Annotated in this window: 14 protein-coding genes and 1 pseudogene; 1 reads left to right on the top strand and 14 read right to left on the bottom strand. The window is 27.4% G+C overall.

What is annotated here, in order from left to right:
- The 6 genes and pseudogenes from tnpA to BUA19_RS10435 all read right to left on the bottom strand — a co-directional run.
- The coding region (tnpA, locus tag BUA19_RS10410) for an IS200/IS605 family transposase (protein WP_084602047.1) at window positions 1-392 on the bottom strand (392 nt) is incomplete at its 3' end.
- A gap of 151 nt (window positions 393-543) precedes the next feature.
- The gene (locus tag BUA19_RS10415) at window positions 544-1,107 is read right to left on the bottom strand and encodes an MltG/YceG/YrrL family protein (protein WP_072726283.1); all 564 of its coding nucleotides are present in this window, start codon (window positions 1,105-1,107) and stop codon (window positions 544-546) included.
- Between the two features lie 113 nt (window positions 1,108-1,220).
- A complete protein-coding gene (treR, locus tag BUA19_RS10420) occupies window positions 1,221-1,934 on the bottom strand; it encodes a trehalose operon repressor (protein WP_072726286.1) in 714 nt (237 codons plus the stop codon).
- Between the two features lie 36 nt (window positions 1,935-1,970).
- Window positions 1,971-3,635 carry an alpha,alpha-phosphotrehalase gene (gene treC / locus BUA19_RS10425; protein WP_072726288.1) on the bottom strand — a complete coding sequence of 555 codons (1,665 nt, stop codon included), beginning with the start codon at window positions 3,633-3,635 and terminating at the stop codon, window positions 1,971-1,973.
- Between the two features lie 66 nt (window positions 3,636-3,701).
- A pseudogene (gene treP, locus BUA19_RS12155) lies at window positions 3,702-5,134 on the bottom strand (PTS system trehalose-specific EIIBC component).
- A 154-nt stretch (window positions 5,135-5,288) separates the two neighbouring features.
- Window positions 5,289-6,452, bottom strand: a complete 1,164-nt coding sequence (locus tag BUA19_RS10435; RefSeq protein WP_084602048.1) for an MFS transporter — start codon at window positions 6,450-6,452, stop codon at window positions 5,289-5,291.
- A 162-nt stretch (window positions 6,453-6,614) separates the two neighbouring features.
- Here BUA19_RS10435 and BUA19_RS10440 point away from each other — a divergent pair, with 162 nt between their 5' ends.
- Entirely contained in the window at window positions 6,615-7,163 is a 549-nt protein-coding gene (locus BUA19_RS10440) for an NADH peroxidase (protein WP_072726290.1), read from the top strand.
- Between the two features lie 64 nt (window positions 7,164-7,227).
- Here BUA19_RS10440 and BUA19_RS10445 read toward each other — a convergent pair whose 3' ends face one another.
- The 8 genes from BUA19_RS10445 to BUA19_RS10480 form a co-directional block, all read right to left on the bottom strand.
- Window positions 7,228-10,569, bottom strand: coding sequence for a DEAD/DEAH box helicase family protein (locus BUA19_RS10445; RefSeq protein WP_072726292.1), 3,342 nt, complete (start codon window positions 10,567-10,569; stop codon window positions 7,228-7,230).
- 29 nt (window positions 10,570-10,598) lie between these two features.
- Window positions 10,599-11,783: a restriction endonuclease subunit S gene (locus BUA19_RS10450; RefSeq protein WP_072726294.1), complete on the bottom strand. Its 1,185-nt coding sequence runs from the start codon at window positions 11,781-11,783 to the stop codon at window positions 10,599-10,601.
- 132 nt (window positions 11,784-11,915) lie between these two features.
- Window positions 11,916-13,367: a type I restriction-modification system subunit M gene (locus BUA19_RS10455; RefSeq protein WP_072726296.1), complete on the bottom strand. Its 1,452-nt coding sequence runs from the start codon at window positions 13,365-13,367 to the stop codon at window positions 11,916-11,918.
- A gap of 107 nt (window positions 13,368-13,474) precedes the next feature.
- Entirely contained in the window at window positions 13,475-14,068 is a 594-nt protein-coding gene (locus BUA19_RS10460; RefSeq protein WP_072726298.1) for a class I SAM-dependent DNA methyltransferase, read from the bottom strand.
- Complete coding sequence (locus BUA19_RS10465; protein ID WP_072726300.1) at window positions 14,052-14,582, bottom strand: ECF transporter S component; 531 nt, start codon at window positions 14,580-14,582, stop codon at window positions 14,052-14,054. The genes BUA19_RS10460 and BUA19_RS10465 overlap by 17 nt, the downstream gene beginning before the upstream one ends.
- Before the next feature lie 190 nt (window positions 14,583-14,772).
- The gene (gene yunB, locus BUA19_RS10470; protein WP_072726302.1) at window positions 14,773-15,456 is read right to left on the bottom strand and encodes a sporulation protein YunB; all 684 of its coding nucleotides are present in this window, start codon (window positions 15,454-15,456) and stop codon (window positions 14,773-14,775) included.
- A 53-nt stretch (window positions 15,457-15,509) separates the two neighbouring features.
- On the bottom strand, window positions 15,510-16,733 hold the full coding sequence (gene tyrS, locus BUA19_RS10475) for a tyrosine--tRNA ligase (RefSeq protein WP_072726304.1): 1,224 nt from the start codon (window positions 16,731-16,733) through the stop codon (window positions 15,510-15,512).
- 268 nt (window positions 16,734-17,001) lie between these two features.
- On the bottom strand, window positions 17,002-17,307 hold the full coding sequence (locus BUA19_RS10480; RefSeq protein ID WP_178137494.1) for a hypothetical protein: 306 nt from the start codon (window positions 17,305-17,307) through the stop codon (window positions 17,002-17,004).
- Window positions 17,308-17,519: the final 212 nt, after the last annotated feature.

Here is a 17,519-nt window from a genome sequence, read left to right on the forward strand (position 1 = left end):
TCACCTTGACTCTGAATATATTTCTTTATTACTTCTATAGGTGCACCACCTGTTGTAAGTAAGCAGTAACTTCTTGACCAAAAATATTCTTTCCATAACTTTTTCTTTATTTGAGGAAACTCTTTTTTTATAAGTCTACTACTCGCACTTTTATAAGCATTTATAAATTTTGATAATTCACTATTTGGATGTGCTTTGAATAATACATGAACATGGTTTTTGTCATATTCCCATTCTTGGATAGTTATATTATAATTTGGACTTATTTTCTCAAATATATCTTTTAGTCTATTGCTTATATCATCATTTATTACTTCTCTTCTGTATTTTATAACTAATACAAGATGATAATGTAATAAGAATACTGAATGATTATTTGTATCTAATTTCATTACTATCACTCATTTCTATTATTTACTACTAACTTTATTTTAGCACAAAAAAATAATAGAAGCAAGTTGTGTTTACGCATTCATCTCCCACCTATAGAGGATGGGAGACTTCTGCTAATCGTGTTAAAATTCATTATTTTTTTTATAAAAATTAATTTGTCAATATTTCGATAATTTCATTAATACTAGAACCTTTTTTAATTGTTTTTTGACCTGGAATTATTCGTCTAGTTTCCTTTAATATACTTAAGAAAAAATCAAAACTCTCTCTATCATTAATCAAATTTTCATCATAAAGTACATTTAATACCTTATCATAATTTTTCCCCAAAATATTTAATAAAGTATTAATTTGCCACCCTCTGCTTATCAATCCTCTATTAGTTAAAGCTTGACCTGATTTAAAAATATCTAATGTTTTTAAATTAAACATAATTTTAAAATCTTCTTTGTTATTTATCAATCCTTTTTTATATAATAGTTCTGAAATTTCATCACAAGTATATCCATTTTCAATTTTAATAGTAACATACTCTTCTTCTTTTTTTGGTTGTTTTTTTTCTCTCTCTTTATTTTTCTCTTTTATTTCCAAATGGTTATTTACAGTTTCTTCTATTTTGACGTTGTTTTTACTGTATATAAGATTTAACGAAGAAGATATTATTACTCCTAACGACAAACCCAATATAAATATACAAAAAATTATTCTTTTCAATCCAACCACCCTTTACTCAATATTTTATTTACAATAAAAAGCATCTATGATTTTTTCATAGACGCTTTTCATTACTTCCCCCTTGTCTTTCGATAAGTTTAATATTTTATTTATTAACAATTTCTCCTAGCAAAATCCACAAACTTAAATCTATCAGGTCTATGTCTAGATTCTGTATACTGAAATAAACTCATATCATCTAAATAAATATAATTTTTTACAACTACAATCACATTATAATTTTCTAAATCTAAATAATTTTTATCTTCTTCCGTAGCCTGTTGAACTGTAATTTCCTTTTTTGCAAAACTAATCTTAAGTCCTAAATCATTTTCAATATATTCAAATATTGAATTTTCACAAATATCTCTAGTTAACAAAGGTACAAACTTTTTATTTAAAAAATCTTTATCCAAAATAATTTTTTTATCTCCGATTTCTCTTACCCTCACAACTTTCCAAATAACATCATCTTTAGATACTTTTAATTGATTCATTAAAAATTTATCCGGCCTAATCAATTCTAATTCCTTAACGATTGTATTTGACTTTACACCTATTTTCTCAGATAATTCTTTAAAACTTGTCAACCCTGATACCAAAAAATCAAATTTATTAATATCTAATACAAAAGAACCTTTCCCTTTTATTTTCTGTATATATCCATTTTGTTCTAATAAATTAAGCGCCTTTCTTATTGTATCCCTAGATACATTATATTCTCTCATCAAATCATTTTCAGAAGGAAGTTTTGTATTACATTCAATCCTTCCATTTTCTATTTTACTCATAATTTCATTATAAATAGCCAAATATTTACTAACCATATTTTATCACCTTAAGGTATTTTAACATCTTAAATACTATTTTTCAATATAATAAACAATAGATTCATATGGTCTTAATTTAATTTTAACAAAATTCAAAGGAGAATCATTATAATTTGAAATTAAAATTTCACTTTTATATTCATCTAAATTTAATCGAGATGGTAATTCAAATATAGTTTCTTTAGGATAAAAATTATTTATTACCAATAAACTTTCTTTTTTGTAATTTCTCACATATGCAAATATACACTCGTGTTCTTCTAATATAGGTTTATACTCCCCATATGAAATAACATCAAATTTTTTTCTTAATTTAATTAATTTTTGGTAATGATAAAAAATTGAATTTTTATCATTTAATGCACATTTAACATTAATTTTTTTATAACTATTACCAATCGATATCCATGGCGTTCCCGTTGTAAATCCAGCATTTTCACTAATATCCCATTGCATTGGAGTACGAGAATTATCACGCGATTTTGCCTGTAAAATTTTAATTATTTCCTTTTCATCTTTACCTTGGTCTTTTAAAATTTTATAATAATTAATTGATTCTACATCTTTATATAAATCAATATTATCAAAATATGGATTTATCATACCAATTTCTTCTCCTTGATAAATGTAAGGAGTTCCCCTCATCATGTGTATTGTAGTTGCTAACATTTTTGCTGATTCTATACGATACTTTTTATCATCTCCAAAACGTGATACAACACGTGGCTGATCATGATTACACCAAAAAACAGCATTCCAACCATTACCCTTTTGCATTCCAATTTGCCAGGAATTAAAAATTTTTTTTAATTTTTTAAAATCAAAATCCACCATTGTCCACTTATTTCCATTTTCATAATCAACTTTTAAATGATGAAAATTAAATACCATCGTTAATTCTTTTTCTCTAGGATTTGAATACTTAATACAATTATCTATTGTTGTCGATGACATTTCACCAACTGTAATAATATCTTTATATTTACCAAATGTTTCTCTATTTAATTCTTTTAAATATTTATGAATACGAGGTCCATCTGTGTAAAAACGTCTACCATCACCTTCAAAATCATCCTCATATCTATCTGGTTTTGATATTAAATTAATAACATCTAAGCGAAACCCTTTCACCCCTTTTTTAATCCAAAAATTAACTATATCAAAAATTTCTTTCCTCACACTTTCATTTTCCCAATTTAAATCAGCTTGAGTTGTATCAAATAAATGTAAATAAAATTCATCAAATTCTTTTACATACTCCCAAGCTGATCCTCCAAATTTTGATACCCAATTTGTTGGTTCTTTTCCATTTTTAGATTTTTTAAAAATATAATAATCCTTATATTTCTCATCACCGCTCATAGCATTCTTAAACCACTTATGCTGAGTAGATGTATGATTAAATACCATATCCAACATAATATCAATATCTCTTTTATTAGCTTCTAATACTAACTTTTCAAAATCTTCCATAGTTCCAAATCGAGAATCAATATTGCAATAATCTTCAACGTCATAACCATTATCTCGTTGAGGAGAAATGTAAAAAGGAGTTAACCATATATAATCTATTCCTAATAACTTTAAATAATCTAATTTTTCAATAACACCTCTTAAATCACCAAAGCCATCTCCATTAGAATCATTAAATGATTTAGGATATATTTGATATATCACACTTTTTTTAAAATCTTTCATAGTAAAACTCACCTCTCCAAATTATACATAAAAGAAAAAGAAAGGAGATTAAACTCCTTCTTTTTTTTATGATGTAACTTTATTCAAGCTTTTTAATCTAATTTTCTTTTTATTAAATAAAACAGTCAATACAAACGGTACAACAATAGCTATTACCATCGCTAAAGCAAATTTCAACATATATTGTGGCTGTATAGATAATATCCCTGGAAGACCTCCAACTCCTATTGAATTAGCCATCACTCCTGTACCTACTGATATTACAGCTGCAATTGCCGATCCTATCATTGCAGCTAAAAACGGATATACATATTTTAAATTAATACCAAACATAGCAGGTTCAGTTACTCCTAAATAGCATGAAATAAGAGCTGGAATAGAAACTTGCTTTTCTTCTTCATCATCTTTATTTAAATAAATCATACCAAGAACTGCAGATCCTTGTGCAATATTAGATAAAGCAATCATCGGCCATAAATTAGTTCCTCCCATCTCACTCATTAACTGCAAATCAATCGCATTTGTCATATGATGAAGTCCTGTAATAACTAAAGGTGCATAACTAAATCCAAATATTGCTGCAAATAACCATCCAAGCGTAGACGTTAAACCTTTATATACACCAGCAGAAATAAATGAACCAATTTTCCATCCTAATGGCCCTAATACTACATGAGCTAATAACACTGTTGGTATTAATGCAAGAAAAGGAACTACTATCATAGAAATATATGATGGCACAATATCACGTAATTTTATTTCTAAATTTGCTAAAACAAGTCCAGCTAATATTGCTGGTATAACTTGTGCTTGATACCCTATCATCTTAATTTGAACAAACCCAAAATCCCAAACTGGAGGTTGTGCACCACTTGCTACTGCATAAGCATTTAATAATTGTGGAGATACTAAAGTAATTCCTAAAACAATCCCCAAAATTTGAGTTGTCCCCATTTTTTTGAAATAGACCAAGTAATTCCTACTGGTAAAAAAAAGAATATCGCTTCACCAATTAACCATAAAAATTGATGAACCCCAGCCCAAAACTGAGAAACTTCTATTAAAGATTTAGTTCCTCCTTCTAATAATTTAATATCACCTATTATATTACGAAAACCCAATATTAATCCTCCAACTATAATTGCAGGAATTAATGGTGAAAAAATTTCACCTAAATGAGATATCAATCTTTGTAAAAAATTCATATTTTGTCTTCCAGCTTTTTTAACTGTCTCTTTACTTACACCTTCTATATCTGCATTTTTTACAAATTCATTATAAAAAGTTGCCACTTCATTACCTATTATTACTTGAAATTGACCAGCTTGTGTAAATGTTCCTTTTACAACTTTTATTCTTTCTATTTTTTCCACATCAGCTTTTTGGGGATTATTTAAAACAAAACGCATACGAGTTACACAATGTGTTACTGCTGCAATATTTTCTTTTCCGCCAACATATTCTAACAATTGTCGTACTTCTTTTGAAAATTTATTCATATTATTTACCCTCCTTTTGTTAACGATTTCCTAAAACCAACATGTACGTACAAGTCTATATTTTTATTATATATTGTACGTACATGTTGGTCAATATATAATAAAAATTTTATATAAAAAATAAATAAAACCACAGCAAAAGCCATGGCTTAATTTACAAACTTCTACCTTCCTTATTTATTTGTTTAAATATTACAATGTAAAAAACAAAAGATATAGTAAGAGATATTGGTATTAAAACAAAAGCAATATACGGAGATAAATTTTTACTTAAAATACCCATAATACTATTTAGTATCATATTTACCCCTGACACAAACGAAAGAATAACCCCCATAGTATACGATGTATCCTCATCGAAAACTTTTCCTATTATAGTTATAGTTGTAGGAAATACTATCGAAAAGAAAAAACCAGATATAGAAATCAATATTATAAACTTAGAATTTAATAAATATCCACTCCACATAAACAATAAAGCCATCGATAAATAACACATCATAGATTTTTTAACTCCTAATTTGTGTACAACAAAACCTCCTGTTAACCTTCCTATTGTAAATATAAAAAAGAATAAAGATGAATAATAAGAAGCTCTATTCACACTAAAATTATAAGAATATTGAGCAAAATTAACAAACCAATTTAAAAATCCTATTTCAGAAAAAACATAAAGCCCCTGAGCCAATATAAAAAATATAACTAATTTATTTTTAAATACATTCAAAATACTAAAACTTCTTTTTTCAGTTTTTACCTCAGGGAATTTTATTAAAAATGAAAAAAGAAAATAAATAAAAAATAATATTGCATTCCAAAAATATATTTGTTTAAATGTAAAACCTCTTGAAACCATCATACCAGAAAAACTTTGACTTATTGTCACTCCAAAACCATAAAAGAAATGTGTTAAATTTATAAGTATAGCTTCATAAACTATAAATAAAATAGGAGAAATAGAATTTATAGAAATCGCTTGAAGTCCAGCTCCTATATTACTTGTAAATATAAACACTAACAACATAATAAAATTTTTAGAAATAGATGTAAAAAAATAAGATATAGTTATCAAAGCCAACGACATTACAAGTACTTTCTTTTGTCCTAATTTAGAGCAAAGTATCCCTCCTAAATATGTAGCAATTATATACCCCAGTATTGCAATCGAAAACATAAATCCTATAGATGAATCAGTAACATTAAAAGTTTGTTTAAATTGAGGAACAAATACACCTTTCATACTCTCAGTAAATCCAACAACCAACATATTTAAAAATATAAATAAAATAGTGCTTTTATACTTTAATTTTTTTTCCATATAAACTAATCCTTTCTACCTCATTTTTTTAATAAATCCAAGATACATTTTACTACAACTTAGTAAAAATTTATACCATTTTTCACATAAAATCATGTTTAAACTAAATTATTTTAGGTATATATTTACTAAGAACATAAGATTTAATAGGAGGGGTTTATTATGAAAAAATTTATTTGTAAAGTATGTGGTTATGTACATGAAGGAACAGAAGCACCAGATGTATGTCCTCAATGTAAAGCACCAAAAGAACAATTCATAGTACAAGACGATAAAGAATTAGTATGGGCAGATGAACATTTTGTAGGAGTAGCTAAAGATGTAGATCCAGAAATATTAGAAGGGCTTCGTCAAAACTTTTTAGGAGAATGTACCGAAGTGGGTATGTATCTTGCTATGAGCCGTCAAGCTGATCGTGAAGGATACCCTGAAGTTGCTGAAGCATATAAAAGAATAGCTTGGGAAGAAGCTGAACACGCAGCAAAATTTGCAGAACTTTTAGGTGAAGTTGTTACAAACAGCACAGAAAAAAATTTACAAATGAGAGTAGATGCAGAACACGGTGCTTGTATGGGTAAAAAAGAGTTAGCTACTAAAGCGAAAAAATTAAACTTAGATGCTATTCACGACACTGTTCATGAAATGTGTAAAGACGAAGCAAGACATGGAATGGCATTTGCTGGTTTATTAAAACGCTATTTTGGAAAATAAAAAAACAATTCCTCTATTACAGGGGAATTGTTTTTTTACATTGCTTTGAAGTATTTACTTGTTATTATGCTCCAACTATATCAATTGAATTATTATTTATTTCATCTATTACACTTATTATTTTTCTTGCAGTATCCATATTATCTTTAAATAATTCAACTATACTTCCTACTGTTCTAAACGGTTCTTCTTGTAATACTTTTTTATCCATTACACCATTTTTAACAATATAATCAACTATAAGTTTTACAAATTTACTTTGATTTGCATTTAAATTTTCATTTGTTAAAAACTCTGAAAACGCTTCATTTGCAGCTTTTATATCAAGTCCTACAATTTGTCTTACAAGTTTAGTTATTGGTGTATCTTTAAATTCTTTTTCATAGTCTTCTCTGCTTCCAAGTTCAGTCCATAGAATATGTTCTAGTGTTTTTAAATCCTGTTTTGTAAGTTTTTTATTATTTCTAAGTTTATATATAGCTAAATCATCTTTATGTTCATTTAGATATTGATTTACTTTTTTTCTATAACTTTGAAGATCATTAGAAAAATATAATGCTTCATTTTCACTTACTTCTAGTATTTCATCTTCAAAGTTAGTATAGTAAACTTTTGTTGATTTTTTTTCTATAAATTTTATTAAATCTCTTAAAGCTTCTCTTACCATTTCTAAATCAAAAATATTTGCTTCATCCCAAAATTCTTGTGTAAGAACTTTATTTATTATATCTTTTTTCTCAACAACTTGAGGTATTGTACCTAGTTTTGATAATGATTGAGCTGTTTGAATTACACTTTTCATTGGTTTAGTAGCATTTTTATTTTGAAGACTTGCAAGTTTTATAGCATACATTAAATAGTCAAATCTTTTAGCTAGTTCATCATCATCCAAAGGAACTATTATAGGTGAAATATGTTCTTTTATTTTATTAGTATCTATTACAGAAAGATTATTCCATATATCTTTATTTTTAAATTTATGAACATATTTTAATTGTTGTCTTACCCTAAAGTTATCTTCATTTAAAGAATTTATACTATTTAATACTTCATCTAGTAATGTATTTCTATATTTTATATATTCATCAGTTTGATAATTTAGGTGATTTAATTCTTTTATTAAATCAATTTTTATATTAAATATTTTTTCAGTTAAGCTTTGAACTATTTTTCCTTCTATTCCTTTTGGATTTGCTCTGAAAAACTCAAAATTAGAACAAAAATCAAATATTAAAAAGTTTTTCTTATCTTCTCCTACTCCAAATAAATCTTTACAAAGTCTTGTTCCTCTACCTATCATCTGCCAAAACTTTGATTTTGATCTTACTTTTTTAAAGAATACTAAATTTACTACTTCTGGTATATCTACTCCCGTATCTAGCATATCTACTGATACTGCAATTTGTGGCATTTTATTTTTAGTTGAAAAATCATCAATTAGTGTTTGATAGTAATTCACACTATAATCTATTACTCTTGCATAATTTCCTTTATACTCTGGATATAATTTATCAAATCTTTCTACAATACGCTGTGCATGTTTGTGATTTTTAGCAAATATTATTGTTTTTCCAAGTTTATCTCCACCCTCAATTTTTATTCCTTTTTGCATAAGAGTTTGTAAAACTTGGTCTATTGTGTTGTCATTAAAAAGCCAATTATTAAGGGCTTCACTACCTATTTCTTCTCCTACATTATCATCAAATGTATCTTCATACATTTCCTTTTCTTCTTCACTTAATTCATCATATTTTATTCCTTCTTCTAAGAATTTTAATTTCGTTTCAACTGTTTTGTAATCAACTAAATATCCATCTTCTACTGCTTGTTCTAGTTCATAAGCATATGTAGGAACATTGTTTTCTAATTCAAATACTTCATAAGTATTTTTATCTATTTCATCTTTAGGTGTAGCTGTAAGTCCTAAAAGCATTGCATCAAAGTATTCAAATATTGCCCTATATTTTTTATATATACTTCTATGTGATTCATCAATTATAATAAGGTCAAAATGTCCTACTGTAAAAAGCTTTTTACCATCTTTTGTTTTTGCTTCATCTATTGCATTCATCATAGTTGGATATGTTGAAAATACCATTCTACTTTCTTCTGGGTTATCTTTATTATCTAATAAATTACATAAAGTAAGATTTGGAAGTAAGTTGTTAAAATTATTCTTTGCTTGAGTTACTAATGTTTTTCTATCTGCTAAAAAAAGTATATTTTTTACCCAATTATGTCTTGTTAATACATCAACTATTGAAATTGCCGTTCTTGTTTTTCCACTTCCAGTTGCCATAACAAGAAGAGTTTTTCTTTGTTTTTGTGTTAATGCATCACATACTGCCATAATTGCATCTTTTTGATAATATCTATTAGATATATCATCATTTATTTTTATATTATCAAGCGGAAGCTTCATTTTTTTTCTATCTATTAATAAGCTTAGTTCATCTTTCGTATAATATCCTGAAACTAGTCTTTCTGGGTACTGAGTATCATCCCATATGTATATTTCAAATCCATTAGTATAAAATATTATAGGTCTTTGATTATATTTTTTCTCAATACAATCAGCATAAAGCTTAGCCTGTTGCTGTCCTTTTCTTGGATCTTTGCTAGTTCTTTTAGCTTCTATAATTGCAAGTGGTTTTCCATTATCACCAAATAATACATAATCTACAAATCCAATTCCTTCGTCATTTGGCATTCCCTCTACTTTTAGTTCTTCTTGTATATCTTTATCAAAATCCCATCCTGCAAGCTTTAAATCTAAATCTATATATCTTTTTCTTGTTTCAAATTCACTTATTTCATCAACTTTAAATGTATAATCTTGTGTATTTTCCTCTCTTTTACTTGTTAACTGTTTTCTTAATTTTTCATTTTCTTTTATGATTTCTTCAAGTTTTTTATCTTTTGAACTTAATTTTTCATATAAGTCTTTAAGTTCCTCTGGCCTTGTTCTTTTTTCTTCTCCCTTTTGAATAATATTTTCATCAAACTCACTAGCACTATATTCATCTGAATAACAATAATCTATCCATGATACAAATTCATGAAGATTATGAAGAGATAAAATTGCTTCTTCTCTACTTATATTTGAATTTGTATGAACTGCTACATTTCCTAGCTTTATTATATATTTTATAAGTGGAAAAAGCTTAGAATCTATTATACAAGTGAAATTAGGATCATGTATTAAACTTGATAAATTATCTTGATAAGGAACTCTTAGCACACTATCAAAACTATAAACCCACTTAACAGCAAGCTCTAAAGCTCTTCTAGAAAGTATTGCACAAGTTGCAGGACTTACAACAATACTCTTTTCTGCTTCTATACAAGCATTTGCAAAACTTTCATACTGCTTATTATTAAGTAAGAATGTAAAGTTTGATATCATCCTATCTCCCCCTTTACTTACATATTTATCTAATCAAAAAGCTCCCCTTTAAACGCCCTTTGCATTAAGCTGTTAAAATTATTCTCAAGTTCCACAAGACTTTTTTGAAGAAGTTCCTTTTGCTTTTCTGTTTTTTGAACTATTTGAGCAAATTTATTTTGAAGTTCAATTGGTGGAATATATATTTTTATATTCTTTAATTCTTCAGCATTAATATTGGCCATACCTACAATATTCTTTGCCATAGAATATAGTGTTTTCTTTCCATATACTGAATTTAAATATCCTGAAATAAATTCACTATTTGCTTTTTTATTTGGTATAAGTTTAACCAAATATCCAGCAAAAGCCATTGGTTTATCCTCTCTATAAACAGCAGTTTTTCCAACTAATTCTTTACTATTTGTTCTATTAAATAATAATTCTCCTTTATAAACTAAATATTTTTGACTTTCTTTTTCATCAAGCTCAACATATTTTAATGAAGAAAAATCCCAATTTCCATTATAAGTTATGTTATTCATTCTAAGAATAGGATAATTTCCTTTACTCTCTGAGGCTTTTTTACTTGTTCCATACTGAGTACTTAGACTGATATCTCGTATTTTACCTTTTTCCCACCCTTTAGGATTATTTACTGGATCACCGAACATATCTAAAAACACACTTTGAATAAATTCATCAAGCTTTTGTATTTGCTCTTTTCTCTTGTCAATAAGAGCCATGGCTTTATCAAGAACATTAGCAATCTTCTTTTGAGTTTCTAGTGGTGGAAGTGGAATTTCCAATTCTGAAAACTGTTTTTTATTTATTATTGGAACAACAGGAGCATTTGCTATTGCTTTTAACTTCTCTTTATTATAAAAAATATTGTATGCTAAAAATTTACTATTACACACTTTTTCATCTGGAATAATAGCATTTATCTGCTGATTAAATGCTGCTTGTTCAGTATTTAATATTCCTACTTTACCTATTATTCCTATACAAGTCGTAAAAACACTTCCTTTTGGTATAACTCTTGCAACTTTAGCTCCTTCACAAGATAAATAATCAATTGAATTTTCTAATATAGACACTTTTTCAGTATTTATATCATTTGGTTTAATAAACATTATATCGTTAGAGTTATAATATTCATCATTCTTTTTACTTGGGGTATTACCTGTAATAATTTTTCCTATTTCCTTTAACTTTACTTTTTTATATCCCATACTATCACAATCCTTCTATATAAGTCTAAAACTACCACTTTAAAGATGCAGTAAATATAAGGGAATTTTCATGAATTCCCGTTATTTTTGCCTGCATCACTACACAAATTATATTGCTTAATTACCCAAAACCTATATCATACCTTCAAGCTCTTCAATCCCCTTAATTATCTCATCCTCAATCTCTTTAATCTTCCCTAAAATAACACTCGGTTCTTCATACTCAACCTCTTCATACTCAATCTCTTTATATCTATTAATAGATAAATCATAATCATTATCTTTTATTTCATCAACAGGCACAAAAAAAGACTGGTCTGTTCTCTTTCTATCCATCTCTCCTTCAAGATTATTAAACCTATTTATAATATCAGGAATATCATCGTCATCAATAGGATTTCTTTTATCATCTAAAGAATATCCATCAGCTTTCATATCATAAAACCATACATTATCTGTTCCACCTGCTCCAGTTTTAGTAAATATAATTATAGCAGTTGAAACTCCTGCATAAGGCTTAAACACACCACTTGGCATAGAAATTATAGCTTCTAACTTATGATTTTCTATTATTTCTTTTCTTATAGCCTTATGTGCTTTAGAACTTCCAAATAATACTCCATCTGGTACTATACAAGCACATCTTCCACCTACTTTTAACATCCTTATAAATAATGATAAGAATAATAGTTCTGTTTTTTTGGTTTTAGCAACCTTTAATAAATCAGCAGATACTACATCATAATCAAGTGATCCCTTAAATGGTGGATTAGCAAGTATTAATGTATATTTATCTTTATCAGTGTTTTGCTCAGATAAAGAATCTCTATACTGAATATTTGGATTTTCTACTCCATGAAGCATCATGTTCATGGCTCCTATTCTAAGCATTGTTCTATCCGTATCAAATCCATAAAACATTGTATTATTAAAATGCTCTTTTAATCCTTGAACTAAGAATAAATCACTATGATTATTTCTTAAATATTCTCCAGCTGCAACTAAAAATCCAGCAGAACCAGCAGCAGGGTCAACTATTATATCTTCTGGTGTTGGTTTCATTAACTCAACCATCATTTTGATTATGTGTCTTGGTGTTCTAAACTGTCCATTTGTTCCTGCTGTTGCTACTTTTGAAAGCAAATACTCGTATAAATCGCCCTTTGTATCTCTATCCTTCATAGGAATATTATCAATTCCATCAACTATTTTGCTAAGTATTTGAGGAGTTGGAATCACAAATATAGCATCTGACATATATTTTGTATATGCTGAATCTTTATTTCCATGTAAATTTTTTATAAAAGGAAATACTTCCTTTGAAACTATTTCATACATTTTAGATGCTTCTAAATTTTTAAATTTACTCCATCTTATATACTGTTTATCTTTTGGAAATATTCCTTCATAATCAAATCCTAAAAGTACAGCTTCATTTTCTTTTGTTGTTTCTACTTCATCAAGTCCTTTTATGAATAATAAATATGTGAATTGTTCTATAACTGTAAGTGGATTAGTTATACCACCTGTCCAAAATGTTTCCCATATCTTATCTATTTTATTTTTTAATTCTCCTGTTATCATACCTACCCTCCTAAAACTCTATGTAAATATTTGTCTAAATTCAATTATAATTAATTATAAGAAAAAAAGCCCTATTTTTCAACAGGACTCATTTAGATTATATAATATCATCTTTCAATTATAATCATATACATCTCATTATTATCTATTCCTTCTATTACCTTAATTTCATTTTTAGCGAATATTTCTCTTTGAGTTTTAATATCAATAAGCTTATCCTCTGCAACAATATCATCTACATCTTTATGTATTTTATTTATATCCTCTTTACTTTGAGGATGAAAAATTAAAAGCTTACCATTTTCTTTCAAATTCTCATTTATTAATTTTTTTATAGTGTTTACCCTATTTTTAAAATGAGGAAATACACAATAACAAATTATAAAATTAAATTTCTTTTCAATTTTTTCAAGTTCTACATCTAGTTTTAAAAAATTAACTCTATTTTCAAATCTAAATTTATTCTTAGCAATATTGAGCATATTTTCTGCAATATCTACAGCTAATATTTCTCCATTCTTACCTATTTTATTTAATAAAAATGGTATCATAACTCCAGTTCCAGTTCCGACATCCAAAATAGTGTCTCCACTTTTTATATTAAGCTGATTTAATGCATAATTTATTTTTTTATCATCTATATATATAATTTCATCCCATTTATCTGCCATGGAATTGAAAAAATCAATTTGTGATTTCATAAGCTCCTCCCTTTAAAGATTTATTAATTAAATTAACTAATAAAGGAATAAAAATAATCTGAATTGCAATTCCTGGAATTCCAGTTATTATTCCTCCTTTAAGCCACATAACAGGATTAAGTTTTGCAAATCCAAACATATTAGCCATAATATATACAACTATAAACGCTCCTATTCTTCCACATATCATTGAAATAATTAAACTTATAATTACATTAAAATTAAACTTATTAAACAACAAACCAGATATTAATCCATATACAGCAAGTTCTACTGTCATTATAGGTAATACCGGCATCATAGGTGGCATTCCTGTAAGTACCGAACTAATTATAGGTGTTAAAAATCCAACTATCAATCCATATTCTCCTCCTAATAATAACCCCGCTAATAATACTGGTATATGCATAGGTAAAAATATCGGACCTCCTAACTTTACCATATGAAACAGCATAGGAATAATAACTCCTAATGCTACAAAAAATCCACCTAATATAATTTTCTTTGTTTTCATAGTTATCCCCCCTTCAAAAAAATAAGCCACGAAGATATAAAAAGACTTCTTGTCCTCTTTAAACCTTCATGGCTTTGTAATTCTTTTATGTTCATTACAACTATAACATACCATAATTTAACAAACAAATCAATGTTTCCTTTTAAATTCAACTCTATAAAAAAAAGTCCTATTTTTCAACAGGACTTATTTATTCTCCAGCATCTATTATATTAGGAACTTCACTTTCTGGTATATTTACATAATTTTGAGGTACTTTACCTACTATTATTGTTTCACATACTGGCATTTGACTTGTAACTTCTTTATATGATGATGTAAATGGTATTATTACTCTAACCTTAGTTTTTATTATCAGATATATTCTATGTCTAGTTTGATTTATACCAGATGAATCAAATTCTGTTTTAAAATCTACATTAACTATTCCAACAGGTTGAACTCCTATTTTAAGTTTTGGTCCATACTTTGCTAGTATAGAACTTTTAAAAGCAGTACCTAAAGGAATATTTGCTGATGTTGTTTTTATTTGTTTTAATTGCTGTTGTACTTCAATTGCTACATCTGACGCTATCTTATTCATAAGTATAGTATTTGCTTGTATCATAGTAATATTTCCATCTACATCAGTTTTTAAATTTATAAGTTCTTCGTATTTAATTTTATCTTTTAATATATCTCCCACTGCTTTATTTATAGATCTATTTGCAAGCTCCTGCGCCTTTGATTCTGCTATTGCTTGAACTGTTGGCTTTATTTTTTTATCAACAAATATAAATCCAACTACAGTAATAATAATTAATAACATAAAAATAATACCACTTAATATTTTTTTATACTTTTTCCTTTTTTTTACTTTCAACAATTTTTTCAAAAAAATACCCCCCCATATTATATTATGAGGAGGCCTTTAAAGTGTTACTATAATTAAACTAATTTTACCTTATGATATACCTTTTTCCCTTTTCTAATCATTAATCCATCATCTTTAAAATTTTCTTCTTCTATTACAAGATTTATATCTTTCACTTTTTCATCATTTACTGAAATTCCACCTTGCTGTATTAAACGTCTAGCTTCACTTCTTGTAGATGTAAGTTTTGTTCTAGTAAGCATACTTATTATATCCATACCTTCTCCAAATTCTTCTTTAGATATTTCTGTAGTTGGAATAGACCCAGCCATGGCTCCTTTTCCAAACAACGCTTTTGCAGCTTCTTGAGCTTTTTTAGCTTCATCTTCCCCATGAACTATCTTTGTAACTTCATACGCTAAAATTTCTTTAGCTTTATTTATTTCTGCACCTTGTAAAGAACCTAATTTTCTTACTTCATCCATCGGAATAAATGTAAGCAAAGCCAAACAATTTTGAACATCAGCATCAGCAACATTTCTCCAATACTGATAAAAATCATAAGGTGATGTCTTTTTAGGGTCAAGCCAAACAGCACCAGATTCTGTTTTACCCATTTTTTTACCTTCACTATTTGTAAGTAAAGTAAATGTCATACCATAAGCTGTTTTACCTTCAACTCTTCTAATTAAATCTGCTCCAGCAATAATATTAGACCATTGATCATCTCCACCTAATTCTAATTTACATCCATACTTTTTATGTAATTGTAAAAAGTCATAAGCTTGCATAATCATGTAATTAAACTCAAGAAAAGACAATCCTCTTTCCATACGACTTTTAAAACATTCTGCTGTCAACATTCTATTTACCGAAAAATGTCTTCCTATTTCTCTAAGAAATGGAATATATTCTAAGTTCATAAGCCATTCTGCATTATTCACTATAATAGCTTTTCCCTCAGAAAAATCTAAAAACTTCTCCATTTGCTTTTTAAAACACTCAGCATTATGTTGAATTTCTTCAACAGTCAACATTTTTCTCATTTCTGTCTTTCCAGTTGGATCACCTACCATAGTAGTTCCTCCACCTAAAAGTGCAATTGGTCTATGACCTGCTCTTTGAAGATGTGCCATGGCCATTAATTGAAGAAAATGTCCGACATGCAAACTATCTGCAGTAGCATCAAATCCTATGTAAAATGTCACTGATTCTTTTCCAAGAAGTTCACGTATTTCTTCTTCATGAGTTGTTTGTTTAATAAAACCACGTTCTTTTAAAATATCAAATACGTTCATCCTTTTCAATCCTGATTTCTAAAATTGTACAAATAGTTAATATTAACTATATTATACAATTTTTCACCTTACTGGACTAATAAGGTGGTGGTATCACAGGATTCAACCACTAGGATAGCATTGCTAAATCTCGTCTTGCCACTATTGTTCAATTGTCCCAATAGAGTCCTACAAGATTATGGGAGTTACCCATTCCTCAAAATATCTTAATCACCTAAGCCTTTCCTACTAGGTGTACTTAGGTAATACATCTATTTTAAAGTTGTAACTAACTTGCTATTCCTAATAATTTTTTCCTGTTAATTAACCACAAATCAGGTTTTACACCTACCTTTCTTTTTATATTTTTATTTATTACAGTCCATTTTTTCCATTCATTATATTTATTAAATTTTTCTTTATCGTCAATAAACTTATCAACTAATATCTTTGGTACTCTTTCTTTAAATCCATAGCTCCTTCTTGCTATGACCATTCTTTCTATCAACCTATTAAACGAATATCTTATTGCAGTGCAAAATACTAACATCATATTATCAATTATTGATTTCTGTTTATCGTTTAAATTTATCAATATTGCTCTCATTGTTATTTTCATTAATATTTTGCAGCTTTATAAAATCTATAAAAATCTAAATAAATATATAAAAATTATAGATTTTATTCATACACTCAATATTTTTACAAATATTAGTGTACATAATAGCATATCTCTACAATGCTATACCGCAAGCCAACGGTACTTTTGTTCACTTCTCTTTTTTAAATCAAGCAACTAATTTTCCA

The organism is Tepidibacter thalassicus DSM 15285 (assembly GCF_900129915.1).
GTDB classification, from domain to species: domain Bacteria; phylum Bacillota; class Clostridia; order Peptostreptococcales; family Peptostreptococcaceae; genus Tepidibacter; species Tepidibacter thalassicus.

Excerpts from the sequence above, each read along its gene's own strand:
- treR (WP_072726286.1), bottom strand. The coding sequence starts at position 1,934 with ATGGTTAGTAAATATTTGGCTATTTATAATGAAATTATGAGTAAAATA.
- treC (WP_072726288.1), bottom strand. The coding sequence starts at position 3,635 with ATGAAAGATTTTAAAAAAAGTGTGATATATCAAATATATCCTAAATCA.
- BUA19_RS10435 (WP_084602048.1), bottom strand. The coding sequence starts at position 6,452 with ATGGAAAAAAAATTAAAGTATAAAAGCACTATTTTATTTATATTTTTA.
- BUA19_RS10440 (WP_072726290.1), top strand. The coding sequence starts at position 6,615 with ATGAAAAAATTTATTTGTAAAGTATGTGGTTATGTACATGAAGGAACA.
- BUA19_RS10445 (WP_072726292.1), bottom strand. The coding sequence starts at position 10,569 with ATGATATCAAACTTTACATTCTTACTTAATAATAAGCAGTATGAAAGT.
- BUA19_RS10450 (WP_072726294.1), bottom strand. The coding sequence starts at position 11,783 with ATGGGATATAAAAAAGTAAAGTTAAAGGAAATAGGAAAAATTATTACA.
- BUA19_RS10455 (WP_072726296.1), bottom strand. The coding sequence starts at position 13,367 with ATGATAACAGGAGAATTAAAAAATAAAATAGATAAGATATGGGAAACA.
- BUA19_RS10460 (WP_072726298.1), bottom strand. The coding sequence starts at position 14,068 with ATGAAATCACAAATTGATTTTTTCAATTCCATGGCAGATAAATGGGAT.
- BUA19_RS10465 (WP_072726300.1), bottom strand. The coding sequence starts at position 14,582 with ATGAAAACAAAGAAAATTATATTAGGTGGATTTTTTGTAGCATTAGGA.
- tyrS (WP_072726304.1), bottom strand. The coding sequence starts at position 16,733 with ATGAACGTATTTGATATTTTAAAAGAACGTGGTTTTATTAAACAAACA.